Annotated in this window: 20 protein-coding genes; 13 read left to right on the top strand and 7 right to left on the bottom strand. The window is 61.7% G+C overall.

All coding sequences use genetic code 11. The features are described 5' to 3' along the window. On the bottom strand, nucleotides 1–936 hold a 936-nt coding region (locus P7F28_RS26580), incomplete at its 3' end, for a GlxA family transcriptional regulator (protein WP_277187787.1). A gap of 229 nt (nucleotides 937–1,165) precedes the next feature. On the opposite strand from P7F28_RS26580, the gene P7F28_RS26575 reads away from it, so the two are divergent. The 4 genes from P7F28_RS26575 to P7F28_RS26560 all read left to right on the top strand — a co-directional run bounded on the left by P7F28_RS26575 (nucleotide 1,166) and on the right by P7F28_RS26560 (nucleotide 4,553). Further along, on the top strand, nucleotides 1,166–2,110 hold the full coding sequence (locus P7F28_RS26575) for a choline ABC transporter substrate-binding protein (RefSeq protein WP_277187785.1): 945 nt from the start codon (nucleotides 1,166–1,168) through the stop codon (nucleotides 2,108–2,110). Nucleotides 2,111–2,175: 65 nt separating this feature from the next. Beyond that, nucleotides 2,176–3,105, top strand: coding sequence for a 3-keto-5-aminohexanoate cleavage protein (locus P7F28_RS26570; protein ID WP_277187783.1), 930 nt, complete (start codon nucleotides 2,176–2,178; stop codon nucleotides 3,103–3,105). 17 nt (nucleotides 3,106–3,122) lie between these two features. Continuing rightward, complete coding sequence (locus tag P7F28_RS26565; protein WP_277187782.1) at nucleotides 3,123–4,070, top strand: L-carnitine dehydrogenase; 948 nt, start codon at nucleotides 3,123–3,125, stop codon at nucleotides 4,068–4,070. 12 nt (nucleotides 4,071–4,082) lie between these two features. Continuing rightward, entirely contained in the window at nucleotides 4,083–4,553 is a 471-nt protein-coding gene (locus P7F28_RS26560; protein ID WP_277187780.1) for a thioesterase family protein, read from the top strand. Here P7F28_RS26560 and P7F28_RS26555 read toward each other — a convergent pair. Beyond that, nucleotides 4,505–6,739 (bottom strand): cation-translocating P-type ATPase, encoded by a 2,235-nt coding sequence (locus P7F28_RS26555; protein WP_277187779.1) that lies wholly within the window; start codon nucleotides 6,737–6,739, stop codon nucleotides 4,505–4,507. The genes P7F28_RS26560 and P7F28_RS26555 overlap by 49 nt on opposite strands. A 57-nt stretch (nucleotides 6,740–6,796) precedes the next feature. Beyond that, entirely contained in the window at nucleotides 6,797–7,450 is a 654-nt protein-coding gene (locus P7F28_RS26550; RefSeq protein ID WP_277187778.1) for an FMN-binding negative transcriptional regulator, read from the bottom strand. A gap of 254 nt (nucleotides 7,451–7,704) precedes the next feature. Between P7F28_RS26550 and P7F28_RS26545 the strand changes: the two genes are divergently transcribed. The 3 genes from P7F28_RS26545 to P7F28_RS26535 all read left to right on the top strand — a co-directional run bounded on the left by P7F28_RS26545 (nucleotide 7,705) and on the right by P7F28_RS26535 (nucleotide 13,523). Continuing rightward, a complete protein-coding gene (locus tag P7F28_RS26545; RefSeq protein WP_277187777.1) occupies nucleotides 7,705–9,171 on the top strand; it encodes a DUF1254 domain-containing protein in 1,467 nt (488 codons plus the stop codon). Nucleotides 9,172–9,339: 168 nt separating this feature from the next. Beyond that, nucleotides 9,340–12,990 carry a DUF748 domain-containing protein gene (locus P7F28_RS26540; RefSeq protein WP_277187775.1) on the top strand — a complete coding sequence of 1,217 codons (3,651 nt, stop codon included), beginning with the start codon at nucleotides 9,340–9,342 and terminating at the stop codon, nucleotides 12,988–12,990. Between the two features lie 95 nt (nucleotides 12,991–13,085). Next, entirely contained in the window at nucleotides 13,086–13,523 is a 438-nt protein-coding gene (locus P7F28_RS26535; RefSeq protein ID WP_277187791.1) for a DUF29 domain-containing protein, read from the top strand. A gap of 25 nt (nucleotides 13,524–13,548) precedes the next feature. On the opposite strand, the gene P7F28_RS26530 is transcribed toward P7F28_RS26535, so the two are convergent. The 3 genes from P7F28_RS26530 to P7F28_RS26520 all read right to left on the bottom strand — a co-directional run bounded on the left by P7F28_RS26530 (nucleotide 13,549) and on the right by P7F28_RS26520 (nucleotide 17,172). Continuing rightward, on the bottom strand, nucleotides 13,549–15,120 hold the full coding sequence (locus P7F28_RS26530) for a DHA2 family efflux MFS transporter permease subunit (protein ID WP_277187773.1): 1,572 nt from the start codon (nucleotides 15,118–15,120) through the stop codon (nucleotides 13,549–13,551). Between the two features lie 96 nt (nucleotides 15,121–15,216). Further along, nucleotides 15,217–15,999, bottom strand: coding sequence for an ABC transporter substrate-binding protein (locus P7F28_RS26525; RefSeq protein ID WP_277187772.1), 783 nt, complete (start codon nucleotides 15,997–15,999; stop codon nucleotides 15,217–15,219). Nucleotides 16,000–16,017: 18 nt separating this feature from the next. Beyond that, nucleotides 16,018–17,172 carry a methionine aminotransferase gene (locus P7F28_RS26520; RefSeq protein ID WP_277187770.1) on the bottom strand — a complete coding sequence of 385 codons (1,155 nt, stop codon included), beginning with the start codon at nucleotides 17,170–17,172 and terminating at the stop codon, nucleotides 16,018–16,020. A 113-nt stretch (nucleotides 17,173–17,285) separates the two neighbouring features. Between P7F28_RS26520 and P7F28_RS26515 the strand changes: the two genes are divergently transcribed. The 5 genes from P7F28_RS26515 (at nucleotide 17,286) to P7F28_RS26495 (ending at nucleotide 21,485) form a co-directional block, all read left to right on the top strand. Continuing rightward, complete coding sequence (locus P7F28_RS26515; protein ID WP_306806024.1) at nucleotides 17,286–18,212, top strand: LysR substrate-binding domain-containing protein; 927 nt, start codon at nucleotides 17,286–17,288, stop codon at nucleotides 18,210–18,212. Between the two features lie 324 nt (nucleotides 18,213–18,536). Further along, nucleotides 18,537–19,931, top strand: coding sequence for a sensor histidine kinase (locus P7F28_RS26510; protein WP_277187766.1), 1,395 nt, complete (start codon nucleotides 18,537–18,539; stop codon nucleotides 19,929–19,931). After that, nucleotides 19,912–20,583 carry a response regulator gene (locus tag P7F28_RS26505; RefSeq protein WP_277187765.1) on the top strand — a complete coding sequence of 224 codons (672 nt, stop codon included), beginning with the start codon at nucleotides 19,912–19,914 and terminating at the stop codon, nucleotides 20,581–20,583. The genes P7F28_RS26510 and P7F28_RS26505 overlap by 20 nt, the downstream gene beginning before the upstream one ends. 169 nt (nucleotides 20,584–20,752) lie before the next feature. Then, a complete protein-coding gene (locus P7F28_RS26500; protein ID WP_277187763.1) occupies nucleotides 20,753–21,013 on the top strand; it encodes a hypothetical protein in 261 nt (86 codons plus the stop codon). 22 nt (nucleotides 21,014–21,035) lie between these two features. Further along, nucleotides 21,036–21,485 carry a Fis family transcriptional regulator gene (locus tag P7F28_RS26495; RefSeq protein ID WP_277187762.1) on the top strand — a complete coding sequence of 150 codons (450 nt, stop codon included), beginning with the start codon at nucleotides 21,036–21,038 and terminating at the stop codon, nucleotides 21,483–21,485. Nucleotide 21,486: 1 nt separating this feature from the next. Here P7F28_RS26495 and P7F28_RS26490 read toward each other — a convergent pair whose 3' ends face one another. Next, a complete protein-coding gene (locus P7F28_RS26490) occupies nucleotides 21,487–22,641 on the bottom strand; it encodes a branched-chain amino acid ABC transporter substrate-binding protein (protein WP_277187761.1) in 1,155 nt (384 codons plus the stop codon). A 309-nt stretch (nucleotides 22,642–22,950) separates the two neighbouring features. Here P7F28_RS26490 and P7F28_RS26485 point away from each other — a divergent pair, with 309 nt between their 5' ends. Then, nucleotides 22,951–23,379 (top strand): MarR family winged helix-turn-helix transcriptional regulator, encoded by a 429-nt coding sequence (locus P7F28_RS26485; RefSeq protein WP_277187760.1) that lies wholly within the window; start codon nucleotides 22,951–22,953, stop codon nucleotides 23,377–23,379. The last annotated feature ends 40 nt before the right edge of the window (nucleotides 23,380–23,419 follow it).

Genomic DNA, 23,419 nt, shown 5'->3' with positions numbered 1-23,419 from the left:
CGACCGATCCTGCCTAGGACTAACCCCAAACCTAACCCGATAAGTCCGAGAAAAATGCGAAGGCGATTCAAAGCCGCAGGCTACACAAACAGCAAGAATCGACATATCAGTCTGCTGAAGCAACTCACGCGCACGCAGCAACCGAAGACCTAAATAAAAATGCGTCGGCGTATCCTTAATCAAAGTACAGAACAGCCGTTCTAACTGCCGCCGCGTCACGCCAATAGATTCAGCAAGCGCATCCGGCGACAACGGCTCCTCCATATGCTGCTCCATGACCCCAATCACCTGAATCAGCTTGCGATTGTGAATCCCATACCGCGCCGCGATCTTCATCCGCTGATGATCGCTCCGCTGCCGAATGCGCCCGAGCACGAACTGCTCCGAAACCTGCGCCGCCAACTCCGCACCATGATCGCGCGCAATCAAATCCAGCATCAGATCGATCGATGCCGTGCCGCCAGCGCACGTAATCCGCCGCGCATCGATTTCGAACAACTCCTGACTCGTTTCGATCGATGGATAACGCTCCGCAAACGCCGCCGCCGCTTCCCAGTGCATCGTCGCGCGCTTGCCCGCGAGCAGCCCCGCTTCGGCAAGAATAAAGCTGCCCGTATCGATACCGCCAAGCGTCGCGCCCGCGCGATCCAGCCGCTTGAGCCAGTCGCCGATCACACGCGTATAGCGCGCCAGCGGCTCGAACCCGGACACGACAATCACCGTGCTCGCATCCTTCACATCGCTGATGGCGCATTCGGCGTTCAGCGTGATCCCATTGCTTGCCGCAACCGGGCAGCCATCCGTCGAAAGAATGTGCCATCGATACAACTCGCCGCTGAAGCGATTCGCCACGCGCAATGGCTCGATCGCCGACATAAAGCCGATGGACGAGAATTCGGGCAGCAGAAGGAAGTGGAAATCTTGAGGATCGGGCATCGAAATATCTCAACGGCGGTCCCGTTACGCTAACAATTGCAAAAAGCGTGCGCAATCCGGCCTGCCCCTTAAGTGCCGGCTTCTCGCTCTCGGAACAAGCCATAGTCGCACGCAGTCAAGTCACAGTCGCAACCGGTCGTTCGCGCACTTTTATGCGGCGGTACTTTCTACTCACGCCGGCAGAACGAACCGGCCTTTCAAGGCAAACCCTCCACTGGAACAGCACGCCATGAGACTTCGTCTGCTTTCGACCCTTCTTGCCGCGGCTTGCGTCGCGCAGACCGCCTATGCCGCACCGACCGATGACGCCAGCTGCAAGACCGTGCGTTTCGTCGATATCGGCTGGACCGATATCACTTCGACGACCGCGCTCGCCTCCGTCCTGTTCGAAGGCTTAGGCTATTCGCCGCGCACCACGGTCGCGTCCGTGCCGATCTCGCTTGCGGGCCTGAAGAGCAAGCAGATCGATGTATCGCTCGGCTATTGGTGGCCAGTGCAGGAAAAGGCCGTGCAGCCCTTCCTCGATGCGAAGACCATCGACAAGATCGAACCGCCGAACCTTTCCGGCGCGAAGGCTACGCTCGCGGTGCCGAGCTATGCATACGATGCGGGCATCAAGACTTTCGCGGATATCGCCAAGCACAAGGATGAACTCGACGGCAAGATTTACGGCATCGAACCGGGCAGCAGCGCGAACGCCAAGATTCAGAAGATGATCGACACGAACCAGTTCGGTTTGGGCGGATTCAAGCTGGTCGAATCGAGCGAAGCGGGCATGCTGGTCACGGTCGAACGCGCCGCGCGCGAGAAGAAACCCGTGGTGTTTCTGGCGTGGGAACCGCACCCGATGAACATCACGATGAAGCTCAACTATCTCTCGGGCGGCGATGAAGTCTTCGGCCCGAACTACGGCGAAGCGCGCGTGTACACGCTGACGAATCCGGACTTTCTCACGCGCTGCCCGAACGCGGGCAAGCTGGTGCAAAACCTCCATTTCACGACCGATATGGAAAACCGCCTGATGCAGCCGGTGATGAACAAAGAACGCCCCGCCGATGCCGCCAAAGCGTATCTGAAGAAAAATCCGCAATTGCTCGATGCCTGGCTCACCGGCGTCAAAACGGTAGATGGCAAGGACGGCTTGCCCGCAGTGAAACAGTATCTGGGACTCTGATTCAGGCAGGCTCGATTCTTCAAAGATCGGGCCTTCGTACAAACGCTTAGCGATCCGAATAAATCATGAACTACGACGTCATCGTGACCTGCGCGGTAACCGGCGCAGGCGACACCACATCGCGCCATCCGGCGATTCCCGTCACGCCGAAGCAAATCGCCGAATCGGCTATCGAGGCGGCGCGCGCGGGCGCGACTGTCGCGCATTGCCATGTGCGCGATCCGCATACCGGACGCGGCAGCCGCGATCCCGCGCTGTATCGCGAAGTGGTGGATCGGATTCGATCGTCGGATGTGGACGTCATCATCAATCTGACGGCGGGCATGGGCGGCGATCTGGAAATCGGTCCCGGCGAAGAGCCGATGCGCTTCGGAAAAGGCACCGATCTCGTCGGCGGTCTGACGCGGCTTGCGCATGTCGAAGACCTGTTGCCCGAAATCTGCACGCTCGATTGCGGCACGCTCAATTTCGGCGATGGCGACTACATCTACGTATCGACGCCCGCGCAATTGCGCGCCGGTGCAAAGCGCATTCAAGAGCTGGGCGTGAAGCCCGAACTTGAAATCTTCGATACCGGCCATCTCTGGTTCGCGAATCAATTGCTCAAGGAAGGCCTGCTCGATGCACCGCCGCTGTTCCAGCTTTGCATGGGCATTCCGTGGGGCGCGCCGCCCGACACCGGCACGATGAAGGCGATGGTCGATAACCTGCCGCCGGGCGCGCATTGGGCCGGTTTCGGCATCGGCCGCATGCAGATGCCGATGGTCGCGCAAGCGATGCTTTTGGGCGGCCACGTGCGCGTCGGACTGGAAGACAACCTGTGGCTCGATCGCGGTGTGCATGCGAGCAACGGCACGCTGGTGCAACGCGCGGTCGAGATCATCGAACGATTGGGCGGACGGGCGCTGACGCCTGCCGAAGGACGCAAGAAGCTCGGTTTGCCGGCGCGCGGTGAACGTCCGCTGGAACGACGCGCGCTCGAACAATTCGCTTAAATCAGGAAACCTAAGATATGCAAGTGAAGCAATTCGCCGCGCTCGGCGCGGGTGTGATCGGCAGTGGATGGGTGTCGCGTGCGCTTGCACACGGACTGGATGTCACCGTGTGGGACCCCGCGCCGAATGCGGAATCGGTGGTGCGTGGCAATGTGGCGAATGCGTGGCCTGCGCTTGAGCGTGCGGGATTGGCTGAAGGCGCATCGCAGGAAAGATTGCGCGTGGTTGCGACCGTCGAGGAATGCGTCGCAGAGGCGGATTTTATTCAGGAGAGCGCGCCGGAGCGCATCGAACTGAAGCTTGCGCTGCATGAGCGCGTGAGCCGCGCGGCGAAACCGGATGCGATTATCGGATCATCGACGTCGGGTTTGTTGCCGAGCGAGTTCTACGCAAACGCCGTGAATCCCGAGCGATGCGTGGTCGGGCATCCGTTCAATCCGGTGTACTTATTACCGCTGGTCGAAGTGCTGGGCGGCACGCGGACCTCGGCGGAATCGATCGATAATGCGATGAGCTTCTATGCGTCCATCGGCATGAAGCCCTTGCGCGTGCGGAAAGAAGTGCCGGGCTTTATCGCGGATAGATTGCTCGAAGCGTTGTGGCGCGAAGCGCTTCATCTGGTGAACGATGGCGTGGCCACCACCGGCGAAATCGACGATGCCATTCGTTATGGCGCGGGCATTCGCTGGTCGTTCATGGGTACGTTTCTCACGTACACGCTGGCGGGCGGCGAAGCGGGCATGCGACACTTCATGCAGCAGTTCGGCCCCGCGCTCGAATTGCCGTGGACGAAGCTCGTCGCACCGACATTGACCGATGAACTCATCGATCGCGTGGTGGACGGCACGTCGAAACAAACGAATGGGCGCGGCATCAAGCAACTCGAACGCTACCGCGACGACTGCATCACCAGCGTGATCGAAGCGATTGCGCAGGCGAAGGCGCGGCACGGCATCGAAGACTGATCGAGGAAAACGATGATCTATGGCGACACGGTGAAACCCGAATGGGTGGACTATAACGGCCACTTGCGCGACGCGTTCTACATGCTGATCTACAGCCTTACGACCGATGCGTTTATGGATCGCATCGGTCTCGACGAAGCGGGACGTCATGCACGGCAACGCACGATGTACACGCTGGAGGCGCACGTGAGCTATCTGCGCGAGATCAAGGAAGGCGCGGCCGTGCGGGTCGATACGCGCGTGATCGCGTTCGACAAGAAGCGCGTGCATCTGTATATGGAAATGTTCGAAGGCGAGGGCACCGAAGTTGTTTCGGCGTGCGAACAAATGATGATGCAGATCGATACGAGCGGTGAACCGAAAGCGGCTTCGTTCGATGATGAGGTCGGCGCGAACGTTGCCGCGATGGAGCGTATCGCGGCAACGGAGGCGCGTTACGCGGGGCGGGTGATTGGGTTGCCGGTGCGGGTTTCCGCCGCCTGACCGCGCCATCCTCTCAGCAGCAACGCGTTCGTCACCACGCTCACGCTCGAAAACGCCATCGCGGCACCGGCGAACATCGGATCCAACAGACCGAACGCGGCCAGCGGAATCCCGACGAGGTTATAGACAAACGCCCAGAACAGATTCTGCCGAATCTTGCGATACGTCCGCCGCGAAATATCGATTGCATCGGCGACGAGTGACGGGTCGCCGCGCATCAGCGTGATGCCCGCCGCTTCCATTGCCACGTCCGTGCCGCTCGCGAACGCGATGCCGATATCCGCGGCGGCGAGCGCGGGCGCATCGTTGATGCCGTCGCCGGCCATCGCGACAATGCCGTGCCGCTTCAGATCGGCGACGACGCGCGCTTTGTCGTCCGGCAAGGTCTGCGCGAACACGAACTCCGGCGCGATATCGAGCGCCTGCGCAACGGCATGCGCACTGCCCGCGTTATCACCGGTGACGAGCGCGCTTTTTACGCCCATCGCCGCAAGCCGTTCGATGGCCGCGCGTGCGGTCGGTTTGATCGTATCGCCGAAAGCGAGCAGGGCGATGACGCCGCTGTCGTGATCGATCAGCCAGGAAATCGTGTTGCCTTGCGATTCGAGTTCGCTGGCGCTTTTTGAAAGCGCGTCGGGTGGCGTGAAGCCGAGTTCCGCGAGCCAACGCGCGCTGCCAATCGCCACGCGCTTGCCGCCGACGATCGCTTCGACGCCGCGTCCGGCAATCGCGCGCGCGGCGCTCACATCGAGACGTGCGGCACGTGCTTCTTCGGCTGCTTCGACAACGGCCTTCGCCAAAGGATGATCGCTCGAGCGTTGCACGGCAGCCGCAAGCGCCAGCGCGTCGAGTCGGTCAAAACCTGACGCAACTTCAAACGCAACGACGGCAGCGCGCCCCGATGTCAGCGTGCCGGTTTTATCGAACGCGACGATGGATACGGCGTGCGCCTGCTCCAGCGCCTGCGCATCCTTGATCAAAATGCCCTGACGCGCCGCGACGCCTGTACCGGCCATGATCGCCGTCGGCGTCGCCAGTCCAAGCGCGCACGGGCACGCGATCACCAGCACCGCGACCGCGTTCAGCAACGCCGTTTCGCCGGCCGCGCCGTGCAGCAGCCAGCCGATCAGCGTCACCAGCGCGATGCCCAAAATGGCCGGCACGAACACCGCCGACACGCGATCCACCAGCCGTTGAATCGGCGCCTTCTCCGCCTGCGCCGATTCCACCAATCGAATGATCCGCGCCAGCGTGGTTTCCGCGCCGATGGCGGTCGTCTCGACGGCGATCAAGCCCTCGCGATTCACCGATCCGCCCGTCACGCGCACGCCCGGTTCCTTCGCGACCGGCAGACTTTCGCCCGTAATCAGCGATTCATCGATATGCGAACGCCCTTCGCGCACGATGCCATCGACCGGCACGCGCTCACCCGGCCGCACCACCGCGATATCGCCGACGCGCACGTCCGCCAGCGCGATTTCACGTTCGCGCGAAGGATCGGCGGAATCGCGGATGCGCGCGGTCGCGGGGCGCAGCGCATTGAGCGCGCGGATCGCATCGGTGGTCTGGCGTTTGGCGCGCATCTCCAGCCATTTGCCGAAGCGCACCAGCGTAATCACCACGGCTGACGCCTCGAAGTACAGATGCATCGAACCGCCGTGCGCGAGCAGTTGATACACGCTCGATCCCCACGCCGCCGACGTGCCGAGCGCCACCAGCAAATCCATATTCCCCGCGAAGGCCCGCACCGCGCGATATCCGCCGACATAGAAGCGCGCGCCGAAGCCGAATTGCACGATGCTCGCCAGCGCGAATTGCAGCCACGGCGAGATCTGCACACCGAACATCGGCATCAGCAAAGGCAGCGTCAGCACGCCGCTGGCAACGACAGAAGCGAGTTCGCGATCCCACGTCTGCGCGGCGACAGCAGGCACAGGCGCTTCCGGCACGATACGCGCCGCCTCGTAACCCGCCTTCACAATGGCTGCGACGAGTTGATCGTCGGAAACGGAGGCATCGGCATGGACGGTGGCTTTTTCGGTCGCCAGATTGACGGCGACGCTTTCGACGCCCGGCACGCGTTTGAGCACCTTCTCGACGCGCGCGACACACGACGCGCACGTCATCCCTTCGACGGTGAACTCGGCGGTCCGGGCAGTTTCTTCAGACGTGACAGTGGAAGACATGACGAAACCAGACAAAGCGATGATGAAACCAGTATCGACCTTCCAATGGTTGGAAGGTCAAGAACGCTTTGCTTCGTTCATCGTGGCGGTCATGGCATCGGCCAAAGCGCGGGCGTGGTCGGTATCGCGGGCGCGCACGCCGTCGATCGCGCCGATGCGATCCACTTCCGCCTTGTTCTGCGACAGCTTCGCCTTGCCGACCAGCCGCGTCACCTCAATCTCGATACCCACGATCGCGCTCAGCATTTGATCGATGAAATCGCGCGGGGCATCGCCCATCTTCCACGGCGCGGGTTCGCCCGCTTCCATCTTGCGCGTGAGCCGCGCGACCACGCCGCGCACGTAGCTTTCGTCATCGCGCACGGTGATGCGGCCGTGCGCGTGCACGACGAGGTAGTTCCACGTCGGCACCTGCATGTGCGTTTCCTGCTTGCTGGGATAGAAACTCGGCGAGATATAGCCCATCGCGCCCTGAAAGATCGCCAGCACGTCCTGTCCCGCCGCGACTTCCTGCCAGACCGGATTGTTGCGCGCCACGTGCGCGCGCAAGATGCCGAGAGCGGAGGGCGCGGTCGTATCGAGTTCGAAGGGAATGTGGTTTGCGTCCAGCCCGTTTGCGCCGTGAGTAACGAGCGCCCCGAACGGGTGCGCGCCGATCAGCGCATGAAGCACATCGACGCGGCTTTCTTCGAAATGAGCAGGCAAATACATCGTGCGGTCTCGGTAAGCGGTGAAAATATCGGCGGAAAAACGATGGTACGCGATGCGCGCGCTCCACGTGAACAAGGCTTTTTGCGGCGCAGGCAAGGAATTACGGTCGTTCGTCTTGCCTATCGTCAGCTTATAAGTTAAAACCCGAATTCCGAGATAGAAACGACAGCATGCCGGACGCGCATCGAGGAAGCGGCTGCGACCGCTCGCGCGCCATCCCGAAAGAAACGACAAAAACCCGGATTCCGACTCGAATGAACAACAAACGACGCTGGACGTTTCCTCTCCATGCCGCTTTTTGCCTCGCTTTTTGCCTGCTCGGTGCGGCCGTGCTGGCGGGATGTGCGGCGAACAAACCGCCCGAGGAAGTGAAAGCGGGCAGCGGCTGGGTGAAAGATCAGGTCGCGGATGCCTATACGTTCGGCTTCCCGCTCGTCGCCAGCGATATCGCGCGCGAACGCGCCAGCGGCGGCGCGGGACAACCGGGCCGCGCACCGCTCAACACGTTCCGTCATGCAAGCGCCTTGCCGCCAGTCGGCGCATCCGGCTGGCCGAGCGTCGATACACTCGATTCCACCGCCTGGCTCGACGTCTCCGCCGATCCCGTGCTGGTCTCGCTGCCCGCCGCGCCGCGCGGACGCTATCTCGATGCCCGCGCTTTCGACGCCTGGACCAACGCGCTCTATTCCAGCGCCGACACCACGCCCTACCCGAAAGCACAACTGATCGCCTTCGTGCCCGCTGGCTGGACCGGCACGCTGCCCTCGAACGCGACGCGCGTCATCACGCGCACGCGCTACGTGTGGCTCTCGGTGCGCGTGCGCGTGAACGGCCCGCGCGATATCCGCGATGCGCGCAAATTGCAGACGGCGATGCGCATCGAACCGCTGACGCCCGCGAAAGATTCCGCTTCCGATCCGACACCCGCCGTCGCGGGCGCGTGGGGCGCGGGCGGCGCGCAGACGCCTGCGGTGCCGCCGCTGCCGGCCGCGCCGCAGACGGCATCGCCGGGATTTCAGGCTGAATCGCTGGATGCGAACGCGTTCTTCGCGCGCCTCGCCCGCGCACTCGACGACAACCCGCCCGCCACCGACGACACGCCCGCGATGAATCGCCTGGCCGATCTCGGCGTGAAACCGGGCGAGCCGGTCCAGTTCAAAAAGAGCGATACGCCCTTGCTGACCTCCGGCCTGTCCGATGCCCGCGAACGTCTCGCCACCGTCCCGGCCAACGCGCTGACCAAGAACGGCTGGACCTGGTTCGGCGATGGCGTCGGCGTCTACGGCACCGACTACACGCTGCGCGCCTACCTTGCGCGCCGTCAGCAGGCGACGACGACCAAGGAAGGCGAAGTCAAGCCGATCGCGCGCGTGGACAGCGACGGCCACGCGCTCAACGGCGCGAACAGCTACGTGCTGCATTTCGCGCCGAATCAGTTGCCGCCGGTACGCGGTTTCTGGACGCTCACGGCTTATTCGAAAGACGGCGCATTGGTCGATAACAAACGCGCGCGTCTCGCGCTCACCGACCGCGATCGCCTCAAGAAAAACCGCGACGGTTCCATCGATGTGATCGTGTCGGCGGATTCGCCGGGGCGCGCGCACGCCGCGAACTGGCTGCCCGCGCCCGACGGCGATTTTCAACTGACGATGCGCCTCTACGCGCCGAAGCCCGAAGCCAGCGATGGCAACTGGGCGCCACCTGCTGTCACGCGGCAGTAATCCAATCGACATCGCGGTATCGGCGCGCGCAATCGGAAGAATTGCGCGCGCCGATGCGTTTTTGGCGAACGTTTGCCGCGCGCCGCGTTCTATACTCCGACCATCACCTTCCCTGAGACAGCGACGTGACGCGGCGCACGGCCCGCGAACCGTTGCCGCGCGCATCGAATGTCAAGCGTCACGAATTCACTCGCCAATGCCGGGCAGACACTGCGCGGCGTGGTGCACGCGCGTCGCACGCGGCGCATCTTTATCGGGCTGATCATTGCGTTTCTGGTGATCGGATTGCTGGGCTTTTTCGTCGCGCCGCCGGTCATACGGCACGTCGCCGAACAGCAGCTCGGCAAGCAGCTCGACCGGCCGGTGAGCATCCGGCGCATCTCGCTCAATCCCTATACGCTCGATTTCGAAGCCGATGGCGTGCATATCGGCGAGTCGCTTGCAAATGTCGCGAAAGCGCCGGGCAGTTCGCCTGACTTTGCCGATGTATCGCGGCTGGTGGTGCGTACGTCGTGGTCGTCGCTGTTCAAACTTGCGCCGGTCGTCAACGAGCTGAAGATCGATTCGCCGCGTATCAACGTCGTGCGTTACGACGCCTCGCATTTCAATTTCACCGATCTGATCGAGAAGTTTTCCAAGCCGTCACCTGAGCCATCGACCAAGCCGCTGAAGTTCTCGGTATCGAATATTCGGGTGGAAAACGGCAGCGTTACGTTCGATGATCGCCTGCTGAAAGCGAAGCATGTCGTCGATCGCTTCGCGCTCGGGATTCCGTTTATCGCTACGTTGCCGTCCGCGACGGATATCTTCGTGACGCCGCTGTTGCAGGCGCGCATCGACGGTTCACCGTTGCTGGTGAAAGGCCGCAGCAAGCCGTTCTCGCAGTCGCGCGAATCCGAAGTCGCGATTTCGCTCGATGACCTCGACGTGCCGCAGATGGCGTCGTACGCGCCGGCATCGGTGCCGGTCGCGGTGAAAAGCGGCAAGCTCTCGACCGATCTCAACGTCAACTTTTCGATTGCGGGCGATACACCGACGATTCGTATCGACGGAACCGCTGATCTGGCTGACCTCAGCGTGACGGATAAGGCGAACGCGCCGCTGATCGCCGCGAACAAGCTGCACGTGAAGATCGCGCAGGCGGAACCTTTGCGCGATCTGTATCGGATCGATGACATCACGCTTTCGCAACCCGACGTGCGGCTGTCGCGCGATGCTTCGGGTGTGTTGAACGTGCAGAAGCTTGTGCCTGCATCATCGACGGCTCCAGCGAAAGAAGCGAAAGAAACGCCGCCGCTCGATCTGGCGATCAGGCACGTGGGCATCGACGGCGGCAAGATCGCCTTCGACGACCAGTTGATGAAGCAGCACGTGCAACTCGCGCTCAGCGGTATTGCCGTGACGCTCGACGGCTTTTCGACGCTCGCCAAAACGCCCGCGCGCTACACGCTGAAGACCGCGCTCGACCACGGCGGCGCGCTCGATGCCTCCGGCAACGTGACGCTCGCCGCCAAAACCGCCGATGCCAAACTCGCCGTCAACGCGCTCGCGCTTGCGCCGCTGCAACCGTATATCGCCAACGCGATGGCCGCGCGCGTGACCAGCGGCACGCTCGGCGCGAATCTGCCGATTTCCGTCGATTGGTCCAAGCCCGACGCCGCCGTGCAAGTCGGCGCAGGCGACGTGAAGCTCGACGCGTTGACGCTCGAATCGAACGCGGCCGCGCCGATCAAACTCGACTCGGCGGTCGCAAAGATCGACAAGGTGGATGTTGCGGCGCGCACGGCATCGCTCGACAGCGTGGAGCTGTCCAAACTTTCACTCGATGCCACCCGCCGCAAAGATGGCAGCATCGACCTGGCCGCGCTCGCCGGACCGCACGACGCCGCGCCGGAGCAGAGCGCCACGCGTCAGGTGCAGAAGGCGCAGGCAGCGGGGCCGGCTTGGCGCTACAAGATCAATTCCATCGCGCTGAACGATGCGTCCGCGAACTTCACCGATGAAACCACGCCGCGCCCGATGAAGCTGCGCGTCGCGCCGTTGTCCGTCACCGTAAAGCAGTTCAGCGACGACCTTGGCAAGCCGCTCGACGTCGATGGCAAGCTGACGCTGAACGGCAAGGGCGCGCTCGGCGTGAACGGCAACGTGACGGTCAATCCGCTCAAGCTCGCGCTGCACGTCAAAAGCGATCAACTCGATGCCTCCGCGTTCGAGCCGTATTTCGGCGACAAGCTCAATGTCGATGTGGCCAGCGCGAACCTGAACGCCAACGGCGATGCCACGTTGTCCGGCAGCGGCAAGACGCTCGCCGCGACGTACAAGGGCGACGTATCGCTCACGGACGTGCGCATGATCGACAAAGCGTCCAACGATCGTTTCGCGGGCTGGAAGCTGCTCGGCCTCACGAACATGAAGGCGAGCTACAGCGATCGCGGCACCGACGTCGATGCCGCGCGCGTCACGTTCGCCAATTTCTACGGCCGCGTGCTGCTGGATGCGCAGGGCAAGCTGAATCTGACGAGCGTGGTGGCGGGGGAAAGGGGCGCGGCGCAGCCCGTCGCCAAGCAGAAAGCGCCCGAAACGCCGACGCCTCCCGTGGTGAAGACGGAAGCGAAATCCGGTCCGCCTTTGAATATGCGCTTCGGCCAGCTCGTGTTGCAGAACGGCCGCGTGACCTATACCGATAACTTCATCAAGCCGAATTACACGGCGAATCTGGTGGCGATCAACGGGACCATCGGCGCGTTCGGCACGCATTCGACCACGCCCGCGCCAGTGGATGTATCGGCGAAACTGGCGGCGAACGGGCCGGTGGCGATCAAAGGGCAGGTGAACCCGTTGATCGACAAACCCGCGCTCGATCTGACCGCGACCGCGCACGATATCGAACTGACCAATCTCACGCCGTATTCGTCCAAATATGCGGGCTATCCGATCACCAAGGGCAAGCTCAACGTCGATCTGCACTACGCGCTGGCCGACAACAAACTGAGCGCGAACAACCATCTATTTATCGATCAGTTGACCTTCGGCGATCACGTCGATAACACCACGGCGACCAAGTTGCCCGTGAGGTTGGCGATCTCGCTTTTGAAGAATTCGCGCGGCGAAATCGACGTCAATATTCCGATTTCCGGCTCGCTGGACAATCCGCAGTTTTCGATCGGCGGATTGGTGTGGCAGGCCATTCTCAACCTGTTGCAGAAGGCGGTGACCGCGCCGTTCACGCTGCTCGCGCACGCGTTTGGCGGCGGCAGCGGCGAGGATCTCAATTACATCGAATTCGATGCAGGCTCGGCCACGCTCAACGATGCCGCGCAGAAGAAGCTGGAAACGATCGCGAAGGCGCTGGCGGACAAACAATCGATTCGCGTCGATCTGATGGGACGCGTCGATCCGAAGGTGGACGAGCCGGCTTTGCGTACCGCGTGGGTGGACAATCAGGTCAAGCGCCTGAAGGTGCGCGATATGTCGGACAACGGCGAAAATGTCGATTGGTCGGCCATCAAGATTTCGGATGCCGATTACGACAAGTACCTGACCAAAGTGTATAAGTCCGCGGACTTCAAGAAGCCGACGAATTTCATCGGCATGACGAAGAGTGTGCCGGATGCGGATATGAAAGATGCGCTGACGAAGAACGCGCCGGTGGATGAAGGCACGCTGCGCGATCTGGCGCAACGGCGCGCGCAGGCCGTGCAGGAGTACTTCGATGGCAAAATCGACAGCAAGCGGATTTATACGGTTGCGCCGAAACTGAATGCGGACGGCATCAAGGATAAAGGCGCGACGACGCGGGTGGAGATGGGGTTGAAGTAGGCCGCGACTAGGCCGTTTGGACGATCTATATGAACGAAGGAATGCAAATTAGCATGGGCGATACCGACAACTCAAAGGAAGACGGGAATCAGCCGATGGGAACACCTTATGACAAGGACGTCGTCGCGTGGGCCATAGAACAGGCCGCGCTGCTGCGTGCAGGGAAGCTTGCGTCCATCGATATCGAGCATATCGCAGAGGAAATCGAGGACGTGGGCAAGAGTGAACAGCGTGAATTTGCGAGCAGAATGTCCGTGTTGCTCGCGCATTTATTGAAGTGGAAATTTCAGGCGCTTCATCGGTCGAACAGTTGGTCGAATACGATTCGCACGCAACGCGCCGCCATTGAGCGACGGCTGAGAAAAACACCCAGTCTCAAGCCTATGCTCAATGACGACGATTGGATTGCCGATATGTGGGGCGATGCGCGCGAAGCTGCTTCACATGAAACGCACATCAGCTTTTCGGATTTCCCGGAAGTCTGTCCGTGGACGATGGCGCAAGCGCTCGATTCGAACTTCCTTCCGGAGTGACTCGCGGGGCGCGTTGCCGCTGGATTCAATGCGCCCCCGACGCCGCTCCACCACCGCCCCCCTTCGCCACCTTCGTAATCCAGATCAGCGGAATGATCAAAATAAAGATCACTGCCGAGATCAGAAAGATATCGTTCAGGCCCATCATTGCGGCTTGCGAGTTGACGGTGAAATTGAACATGCCGCGCGCCTGCTGCGCGCTGACATCGAGTGTGGATTGAGATAAGCCGAGCGACTGCATGAACGTCGGATTGTAGATATTCGCCTGCTCCGTCAGCCGCTCGTGATGCAGCGCGATCCGATCATCCCATGCATTGCCCGCCAGCGACGTGCCCACTGCGCCGCAAAACACCCGCGCGAAATTCGACAAGCCCGCCGCCGCCGGAATCTTCGATGGCGGCAGACCCGACAGCACGATGGCCGTGAGCGGCACGAAGAACATCGCCATCGGAATGCCTTGCAGGAGCGTCGGCAACACGAGATGGAAGGTGTCGATTTCGATCACGTATTTCGAGCGCAGCCAGAACACGAACGCGAAGCCGATAAACGCCATCGTCGCGATCACGCGGGCGTCGCTGCGCGGCAGGACTTTGCCCATCACCGGCGCGAGCATCACCGCGAAAATGCCGAGCGGCGCGGTGACGAGACCGGCATCGACGGAACGGTAATTGAGGTATTGCTGCATCCACTGCGGCAAGAGCACGAGGTTGCCGAAGAACACGCCGTACGCAACCGAAATCGCCACCGTGCCGCCGAAAAAATTGCGGCCCGCGAACAGCCGCAAATCGACTACCGGGTTCGCCTCCGTCAACTCCCACACGACGAAAAACGCAAACGCGATCACCGCGACGATCGCCAGCACGACGATCACCGGCGACGAGAACCAGTCGAGATCGCGTCCCTTGTCGAGCATGATTTGCAGCGACGCGACCCATGACACCAGCAGGATCAGCCCGACGATATCGATCGGCGCGCGGCGCGTCGGCGATTCGCGATTGCGGTAGATGATCCACGTCACGCCCGCCGCGAACAGGCCGACCGGAATGTTGATGTAGAAGATCCACGACCACGAGTAACTATCGGTGATCCAGCCGCCGAGCGCGGGACCGGCGATCGGGCCGACGGTCGCGGTCATCGCCCAGAGCGAGAGCGCCATCGACGCTTTCTCCTTCGGATACGAGCCGAGCAGAATGGCCTGCGAGAGCGGGATCAGCGGACCGGCGACCGCGCCTTGCAGTACGCGCGCGATCAGCAGCACCGGCAGATTCGGCGCGAGGCCGCACAGCCATGAGGACAGCACGAACATCAGAATCGCGCCGACGAACAGATGAATCTGGCCGAGTCGCTGCGTGAGCCAGCCGGTCAGTGGAATCGACACCGCGTTCGATGCCGCGAACACCGTGATCACCCACGTGCCTTCGTTGACCGAGACGCCGAGATTGCCGGAGATGGTCGGAATCGCGACATTGGCGATCGACGAATCCAGCACGTTCATGAAGGTCGCGAGCGCCACGGCGAACGTGGCGAGCACGAGTTGACCGCCTTGCAGGGGCGGCGGTGGCGCGGGTGCGGCGTTGGGCGGCTGGGGTGTGCTCATGCGGCTTTGGAAAAACGAGGGAAGCCGCCAGTGTGCCTGTGCTTAAAAAAAGCTGCAGGACGGCAGCCACTTCGAGTTATCGAAAGCCGCCCACTTTCACTTCGCCGAAATATCAATATCCCCCAAATACTTCTTCGCGTACTTATCGATCGTCCCATCCGCCTTGACCTTGGCGATCGCCGCGTTGAGCTTCGCCTTCAGCGCATCGTCGCCCTTGCGAATGCCGTACGCGATCCCGCTGCCCAGAATCTTGTCGTCCCGCACCGGCGCGCCGACAAACGCGAATCCCGCGCCATCCGGCTTCGACAAGAATCCGCTCTGACCCGCCGGCGCGAGCACCAGCGTCGAATCGAGGCGGCCGGACTTCAGATCCGCATACACCTGATTCTGATCCTGATACGGCACGACCTTCACGCCTTCGTTCTCCCAATGCGCCTTGGCGAAAGTCTCCTGAATCGAGCCTTGCAGCACGCCCACGCTTTTACCCTTAAGCGATGCCGCCGTCGGTTCCAATCCGCTGCCGGTCTTCGCGATCAACTGCGTCGGCACGCGATACACCACGGTGGTGAAATCGATTGCCTGGCGGCGCTGCTCGGTGGCGTTCATCGCGGAATTGATCGCGTCGAATTTGCGGCCTTGCAGCGCGGGGATCAAGCCATCGAACGAGGTTTCGACCCACTTGCATTCCATCTTCGCCGCCGCACACACCGCACGGCCGACATCGATATCCAAGCCCTGCAATTCCCCCGTCGATGATTTCGATTCGAACGGCGGATACTGCGCCTCGATACCGTAACGCAGCGTATCGGCAGCGAACGCGGCGCCACTGGCAAACGAACACGCGATAATCACAGCAGCAGTCAGGCGATTCAATTTCATAGTGAAGGTCTCCGGAGTTCAGATCGAGCAAAGGCGGCGCGCGCCTTCGATAAGCGTATCGTCGTCCTTCGCGAAGGAAAGACGGATCAGCCGATTGTCGGTGCTATCGGTATAGAACGCCGACAGCGGAATGGTCGCCACGCGCGCTTCGCGGATCAGGCGCAGCACGAAGTCGCTGTCGCTGTCGTTGGAAATGGCGTCGTAGCGCGCCAGCATGAAAAAACTGCCCGCGCTTGGCAGCAGTTCGAAGCGCGAGCCTTCGAGCGCACCCGCCAGCAAATCGCGTTTGTGCTGATAAAACCCGCCCAGATTCAAATAGCTCGATTCATCCGCGAGCGCTTCGGCGAAAGCCATTTGCATGGGGGTATCGGCGGAAAAGGTCATGAACTGATGGACCTTGCGGATTTCCGCCGTCAGCTCGGCGGGCGCGAGACAGTAACCCACGCGCCATCCCGTCACGTGATACGACTTGCCGAACGACGACACGATCACGCTGCGCTCCGCCAATTGCGGATACCGCGCCATGCCGTGATGCAGCGCGCCGTCGAATACCACGTGTTCGTACACCTCGTCCGACAGCACGATGATCTTCGTATCGCGCGTCAACGCGGTCAGACGCTCGATATCCGCCGCCGTGAACGCGCTGCCGGTCGGATTGTGCGGCGTATTCACGAGGATCATGCGCGTCTTCGGCGTAATCGCCGCCGCCACCTCGTCCCAGTCGATGCCAAACGTTTGCGGATTCAGCTTGATCGCCACGGGCCGCGCGCCCTGAAGCTCGACGATTGGCGCGTAACTGTCGAACGACGGCTCGAAGTAGATCACCTCGTCGCCCGGATGCACCAGCGCGCTGATGCTCGCGTACAGCCCTTCGCTGGCGCTCGCCACGACGGTCACTTCGGTGCCCGGATCGTACTGCGAGCCGTATAGCTTCTGCGTCTTCACGGCGATCGCCTCGCGCAGCGCGAGCACGCCGGACATCGGCGAATACTGGTTATGTCCTGCCCGCATGGCTCGATCGACGGCATCGACGAGTCGGGGATCGCAGGCGAAATTGGGCGCGCCTTGCGAGAGATTGAGGGCGTGGTGTTCCTCGGCCAACTGGCCGATCACGGTGAAAATGGTCGTGCCGACCTTCGGCAGCTTCGATTCGGGAATGCAGGCGCTTCGCACGGCAAATGTCTCCGGAGTACTTTCGACGATTCAACCGCTCCAATAATGCCCGGACAATCGAAACTTTGTCATACTAGCCATGCTTGCAGATCATGGCTACGCCTCTCTTTACGATGAAACCGCTTCCTTCGCTCGATGTCCTCAAAACCTTTCTGGTGGTCGCCCGAAAGCTCAATTTCACGCGCGCCGCCGAATCGCTCAATGTGACGCAAGGCGCGGTGAGCCGTCAAATTTCCGGTCTCGAGGCGCAACTCGGCTATGCGCTGTTCGTGCGGCAGGCGCGCGGTCTGGCGCTCACGCAGCAAGGCGCGTTGCTGGTCGCGCCCTTGCAGCAGGCCTTCGCGCAGATCGACGAAGCGCTGGCGAAGGGCGGCGCGCAGTCCGGCACGCTGCGCGTCAAGTGTCCGACCTGTGCCATGCGCTGGGTGCTGCCGCGTGTGATCCGCCTGCAAAACGAGCGGCCGGAACTGGTGGTGGAAGTGACGGCATCGGTGGCGCATGGCGTCGAGTTCAAAACCGAACCGTTCGATGCCGCCATCGTCTTCGGCGCGCCGCCGTCGCTCAAAGGCGCGAGCGTGCATCATCTGTTCGATGAAGTGCTCACGCCCGTGTGCGCGCCCTCGCTCTGGAAGCCACGCAAGAACGCGATGCCCACGCCCGCCGATCTCGCTGGCAAGACGCTGCTGCATCCCACACGCGATCGCCGCGACTGGCTGCGCTGGCTCGATGCGTATGGCTATCCCGGTTTGCCATCGGCGAAAGCGCAGCATTTCGATACGCTCGATCTCGCCATCTCCTCCGCCATGCAAGGTCTGGGCGTGACGATCGGCGATGTCGCCTTGATCGAAGAGGATTTGCGCGCGAAGCGGGTCATCGCGCCGTTTGCGCTGAGCGTGCCGAGCGGCGCGGCTTACTATCTGGTTTATCCCGAGCGTCCCGCGCCGTCGCCGGCCTTGCGGCAGTTCGCGCAATGGCTCGATGATGAAGCCGCGATTACCCGCATCAATCTCTCGGCTTACGCCGATACAACAGACGCCTGAGCAGACGCCTGAGCAAACCCCTAAGCCAAACTCCGCACTGCAAAGTAATTTCATGCTAAGTCAGCGCGCCGACTCATGGAAATCCCGTATCAAAAATAAGAATTCAGGTAAGCGGCGGGAAGGGTTCTGGCCACTAGAATCCGCGCTGAAGTGAACCGATACACGGACGCTTCCGATTCCCGACGAAGATCCCGGACATGATCCGGATCCTTCGCCGCTTATAACGATACTTAGCGAATTCACATGCACCGACATGACGGGGACGGGGACGGGCGCGGCACTGGTGCGCGCGCATGGCTTATCTGGCAACACCTGGCGCGGCGCATGACGCTGAGTCTGCGCTCGCGGCTGCTGTTATGGCTGATGGTGCCGCTCGCGCCGTTCGTGATCGCGACCGCGCTCACGGCCTACGACGCCGCGCGCCACACCGCGGATTATCTTCAGGACGGCACACTTTTATCTTCGGCGCGCACGATTATCGAAGACGTGCAATGGATCGATGGCCGGCTCGCGGTCGCGGTGCAGCCAGCGGCGCTGGAAATTTTCGAATCGCCTTCGCAGGATCGCGTGTTCTACAAGGTGATCGCGCAGGACGGCCGCCTGCTCGCGGGATCCAACGATCTCGCCGTGCCGCCGGAAGGCAAAGGACGCCCTTTCTTTTTCGATTGCCATTTCGACGGCATGCCGATTCGCGCGGTCGTCTATTCGCGTCAGCTCTTCAACGACGGCAAGTCCGATACGGTCACTGTTGTCGTCGGCAAAACGCAAGGCTCGCGTCAGGCCATGCTCGACCGTATGTGGCGTCCGCTGTTGCTCTGCGAATGTCTGATGCTGTTTCTGGTCGCCGCGCTCGTGCCGCTCGGGCTTGCCGTCGAACTCAAGCCGCTGATGCAGTTGAAGAACGATGTCGCCGGCCGTGAGCCGATGCAGCTCGAACCCATGCACGCCGTTGGTTTGCCGCGCGAGTTGCAGCCTATCGTCGATGCGATCAATCAATGTATCGCGCAGTTGAAGCTGCATAGCGAAACGCAGCGTCAGTTCGTTGCAGATGCCGCGCATCAACTGTGTACGCCGCTTGCCTTGCTCGACACGCAGATTCAGTACGCGGTCCGCATCTGCGAAGGCGCCGCGTGCGCCGATGCGCTGAACGGCGCGCGCCGCAGCACCGGCAAGATGAAGACCATGACGCATCAACTGCTGCTGCTGGCGCAGGCCGAATCCGCGCCACAACGCAGCGATACCCAGACCGATCTGGCGGCGGTGGTTGCATCGGTGCTGAGCGAACTGGTGGTTGCCGCGCAGGCGCGCGATATCGATCTCGGCGCGGAATGCGATGACCACATGTACGTGACCGGCGACGCGCCGATCTTCGCCGCGCTCATCGCCAATCTCGTCGATAACGCCATTCGCTATACGCAGCGCGGCGGGCGCGTGACGGCTTCGGTGAATCGCGAGGATGCGTGGGTCGTGCTCAGAGTGATCGACAACGGGCCGGGCATCGCCGCCGAATTGCTGGCGCACGTGTTCGAACGCTTCCGACGCGGCGCGACTTTGGTGGAAGGCTCGGGACTGGGTTTGTCGATCGTGAGGAAGATCGCGCAGCGGCATGGCGGCAGCGTCGTGCTCGGGTCGGGAAGCGACGGACGCGGACTGACCGTCACCGTGAAATTGCCCGCCTGGGCCGAACGAGAGTATCGCGATGAAACTGCTGCTGGTTGAGGACAATGCCGAACTGGCGCACTGGATCGTGAATCTGCTGCGGGCGGAATCGTTCGTGGTCGATCACGTGCCGGACGCCGAGCGCGCCGAGTCCATCCTCGGCAATCAAAGCTACGATGTCGCGCTGCTCGATATGCGTCTGCCCGCGATGAGCGGCAAGGAACTGCTCACGCGGCTTAGGCGGCGTGGCGATTCCGTGCCGGTGCTGATGCTCACCGCGCACGGTTCCATCGACGAGAAGGTGGATTGTTTCGCCGCGGGCGCTGACGATTACGTGGTCAAGCCCTTCGATGCACGCGAACTGGTGGCGCGCATCAAGGCGCTGGTGCGCAGGCAATACGCGCAGAAGGGCGTAGCCGCGGTGTGCGGCGACCTGCACTACACCTTCGACACGCGCGAGTTCCGCTATAAGGACGAGCCGTTTCTCCTGCGCCGCCGCGAGCACGCGATTCTCGAAGCGCTGATGCTGCGGCAAGGCAAGACCGTTTCGAAAGCCATGCTGGTGGAAAGCATCTTCAGCCTCGACGATGTACCCAGCGGCGACGCGATCGATATCTACATTCACAGGCTGCGCAAACGGCTGGCGGAATCGACTGCGCAGATCATGACGTTGCGCGGCTTGGGCTACATTTTGCGCATGCGCGATATCTGAATTCGGCGCGCTGTTCCTGTTTTAGCAAACACTCGGAAACACCCCTATAACTTTGTTTTCCGCGCGATAGCGCCCTGAAGGATTGACATTGTTAGCATGACTCGTCATTCGAAATGAGTGGCCAGCCGATGCAACACGCTTCTGAATTTTCATTGAAGAACGGAACTCGATGTCCATGACCACGTTGATGGTGACGGTCCCGATCGAGTTGATCTCCTGGTTTCTGCTGGGCGTGCTGATATTCGCGGCGATCGCGTTGCTGTGCTGCGCGCTGGCCGGTTATATCGATGCCTGGCGCAACAGCGCCGCCGACGATCCGCACGACATGCGTGCGCCGCCGGAGGAGTCACTGTTCGCATCGGACTGGTTCTTTTATCTGAATGCTTTGCTCTGCTTCGTTTCTATGCTGGGCCTGATCTTTTGTTTATGAACCGCTGAACAGTGAGCCGAACATGCCGAACGCAAGAAAGAAAGCCGCCGCCAGACCCGCATGCAATCGCACCGCGAAAGTCTATTGGCTGCCGATGCCCCGGCGTCAGGCCGAGTCGATCGTGCTGCAATACCGGATCGCCATCGAGGCGTTCCGCAACGCTCACGCCACGCAGATGGAAGCGCAGCATCTCGCGCAAGCCGTGCTGTTGACGAATATGCTGACGCAGGTCGGTTACGGGCGGCTCGAACACGCGTTGATCTGCACGACCGAAGAAGACGTGCTGGCCATGCTCGAGCGTGGCGGCGAGACCGGCGAGTGGACGCTTTCCGATGTCAGCCTGGCGCGTCTGACTGCGGTCATCAACGAACACGACCGGCAACTGCACGAGGTGCATCTTGCGGCGCTCATCGAATGCAACGAGCGCCTCAAGGGTTTCATCCACAACGTCGTGCAGGGCCCGGCCAACTGACTTACATGCCGTGTTTCGTCTCGACCGATTCCCACTGGCCGTTCTTCACCTGATACAGCGTCGATGACGCGTTCTTCAGCGCCCCGTTGCTGTCGAACGCGATCGGCCCGGTAATGCCTTCGAACGAAATGCTCTTCAACGCCGGCCGATACACCTTCGGGTCGATCGAGTTGGCTTTCTGCATGGCGTTGATGGCGGCCCACGCGGCGTCGTAGCCGAACGGCGCGTACGAAAGAATCGCCACGCCGAAGCGCTTCTGGAACTTGTCGCTGAACGCCTTGCCTTGCGGGAGCTTGTCGAGCGGACTGCCGTATTCCCACGCTTGCGCGCCTTCGGCGGCGTCGCCGGCGAGCTTGAGGAAGTCGGCGTCCATCACGCCGCCGCCGCCCACGAACTGCGCGTTGATGCCGAGTTGCTTCATCCGCTTGACGACGGCGGCGGCCTGCCGGTCGAGTCCGCCGAAGAAGATCAGGTCGGCGTTCGCGGCTTTGATGCGCGTGAGCTGCGAAGAAAAATCGACGGTCTGGTTATCGCTGAATTCGCGCGCGACGATGTTGCCGCCTTTCGCTTTCACCGCTTTTTCGAACTCGTCCGCTTCGCCCTGACCGAACGCGGTCCGGTCGTCGATCAGCGCAATGCGCTTGGCCTTGGTCGTCGTCACTGCATAGATGCCGGCGTTGCCTGCGTTCTGCGCATCGCTCGAAATGACGGTGAAGACGTTTTCCAGACCGCGCGTGGTGATGGTCGGATTGGTCGCGGCCGGATCGATCATCGGGATGCCGGCGTTGTTGTACACGGGCGATGCAGGCAGCGTGGTGCCGGAGTTGAAGTGGCCGACCACCACCGCCACGCCGTCATCGACGAGTTTCTGCGCGGCCTGCACGCCGATGCGCGGATCGGCCTGATCGTCTTCGGCCTGAATCTCGAACTTGGTGACCTGACCGTTGATCTTGATCTTCTTGGCGTTGGCTTCGTCGAGTGCGAGTTGCACGCCGTTCTGCAAGTCCTTGCCGTAGCCCGCGTTCGCGCCCGTCAGCGGCGCGGCAAAGCCGATCTTGGCGACCAGATCCGCCGCCGATGCGGCTATCGGCGCGACGGCGAGCGCCCCCGTGGCGCACGCGACGAGCCACGAAAGAGAAGTCATACGGAAACGCATGGTGTGCTCTCCTTTTTAGATTTGACGATCCGGCGGACTCGTCGGATGAAATACGACTTCCGCGCACGACGGCGAGCTGTCCTCGGCGGATAAGCGCAATGTAGTCAACCAAAATTCGCCGCGTCTTGTGGTTTAGTCGCGCGCGCGATGCGGATTTCGGCACAGACGCGATCACGCCCGAGCGCAAGCCTGAAGCGGCTTCGTGCGTTCTGATCAGATAAATGAAACGACGATTCGAGACAAGGCTATCGGCCTAATGGAAAACACTTGGCTTGACAAAGTGCATATGCACAAAGTAGTCTTCCGAACATGACTTCGCACTCATCTCCTCAGGACTGCAACTGCTTCGCCATCCGGCAGGCCGCGCGTTATGTGTCGCAGCTTTACGAGCGGCATTTGAACGGCGTCGGGCTGACGTCGGCGCAGTTCACCATCATGGCCGCCATCGCGCGCAAACCCGGCGTGCAAATGCTCGAACTCGCCGATGCCATGGTGATGGACCGCACCACGCTGGTCCGCGCGCTCAAGCCATTGCAGCGTGACGGTCTGGTCGAAACCGCGCAGGATTCGGCTTCGTCGCGCGCCGTCGGCTTGTACAACACCGCGACGGGCAAGGAAACGCTGGCGCAGGCGGGCGCGGCATGGCGCGCGGCGCAGGCGGAATTCGAGCAGAAGTTCGGCGCGAAACGCGCGAAGGCGCTGCGTGAATCGCTGTTCGAACTGACCGCGATGGAGTGAGTCGAAACACGACGAGGCCCGCTTGTTCTACGCGGGCCTT

It is taken from the genome of Caballeronia sp. BR00000012568055, assembly GCF_029439455.1.
Classification (GTDB): domain Bacteria; phylum Pseudomonadota; class Gammaproteobacteria; order Burkholderiales; family Burkholderiaceae; genus Caballeronia.
This window is presented reverse-complemented; position numbering and strand designations above follow the sequence as displayed.

Excerpts from the sequence above, each read along its gene's own strand:
- P7F28_RS26495 (WP_277187762.1), top strand. The coding sequence starts at position 21,036 with ATGCCGAACGCAAGAAAGAAAGCCGCCGCCAGACCCGCATGCAATCGC.
- P7F28_RS26515 (WP_306806024.1), top strand. The coding sequence starts at position 17,286 with ATGAAACCGCTTCCTTCGCTCGATGTCCTCAAAACCTTTCTGGTGGTC.
- P7F28_RS26550 (WP_277187778.1), bottom strand. The coding sequence starts at position 7,450 with ATGTATTTGCCTGCTCATTTCGAAGAAAGCCGCGTCGATGTGCTTCAT.
- P7F28_RS26535 (WP_277187791.1), top strand. The coding sequence starts at position 13,086 with ATGGGAACACCTTATGACAAGGACGTCGTCGCGTGGGCCATAGAACAG.
- P7F28_RS26530 (WP_277187773.1), bottom strand. The coding sequence starts at position 15,120 with ATGAGCACACCCCAGCCGCCCAACGCCGCACCCGCGCCACCGCCGCCC.
- P7F28_RS26570 (WP_277187783.1), top strand. The coding sequence starts at position 2,176 with ATGAACTACGACGTCATCGTGACCTGCGCGGTAACCGGCGCAGGCGAC.
- P7F28_RS26500 (WP_277187763.1), top strand. The coding sequence starts at position 20,753 with ATGTCCATGACCACGTTGATGGTGACGGTCCCGATCGAGTTGATCTCC.
- P7F28_RS26560 (WP_277187780.1), top strand. The coding sequence starts at position 4,083 with ATGATCTATGGCGACACGGTGAAACCCGAATGGGTGGACTATAACGGC.
- P7F28_RS26555 (WP_277187779.1), bottom strand. The coding sequence starts at position 6,739 with ATGTCTTCCACTGTCACGTCTGAAGAAACTGCCCGGACCGCCGAGTTC.
- P7F28_RS26525 (WP_277187772.1), bottom strand. The coding sequence starts at position 15,999 with ATGAAATTGAATCGCCTGACTGCTGCTGTGATTATCGCGTGTTCGTTT.
- P7F28_RS26490 (WP_277187761.1), bottom strand. The coding sequence starts at position 22,641 with ATGCGTTTCCGTATGACTTCTCTTTCGTGGCTCGTCGCGTGCGCCACG.
- P7F28_RS26565 (WP_277187782.1), top strand. The coding sequence starts at position 3,123 with ATGCAAGTGAAGCAATTCGCCGCGCTCGGCGCGGGTGTGATCGGCAGT.
- P7F28_RS26510 (WP_277187766.1), top strand. The coding sequence starts at position 18,537 with ATGACGCTGAGTCTGCGCTCGCGGCTGCTGTTATGGCTGATGGTGCCG.
- P7F28_RS26505 (WP_277187765.1), top strand. The coding sequence starts at position 19,912 with ATGAAACTGCTGCTGGTTGAGGACAATGCCGAACTGGCGCACTGGATC.
- P7F28_RS26545 (WP_277187777.1), top strand. The coding sequence starts at position 7,705 with ATGAACAACAAACGACGCTGGACGTTTCCTCTCCATGCCGCTTTTTGC.
- P7F28_RS26540 (WP_277187775.1), top strand. The coding sequence starts at position 9,340 with ATGTCAAGCGTCACGAATTCACTCGCCAATGCCGGGCAGACACTGCGC.
- P7F28_RS26485 (WP_277187760.1), top strand. The coding sequence starts at position 22,951 with ATGACTTCGCACTCATCTCCTCAGGACTGCAACTGCTTCGCCATCCGG.
- P7F28_RS26575 (WP_277187785.1), top strand. The coding sequence starts at position 1,166 with ATGAGACTTCGTCTGCTTTCGACCCTTCTTGCCGCGGCTTGCGTCGCG.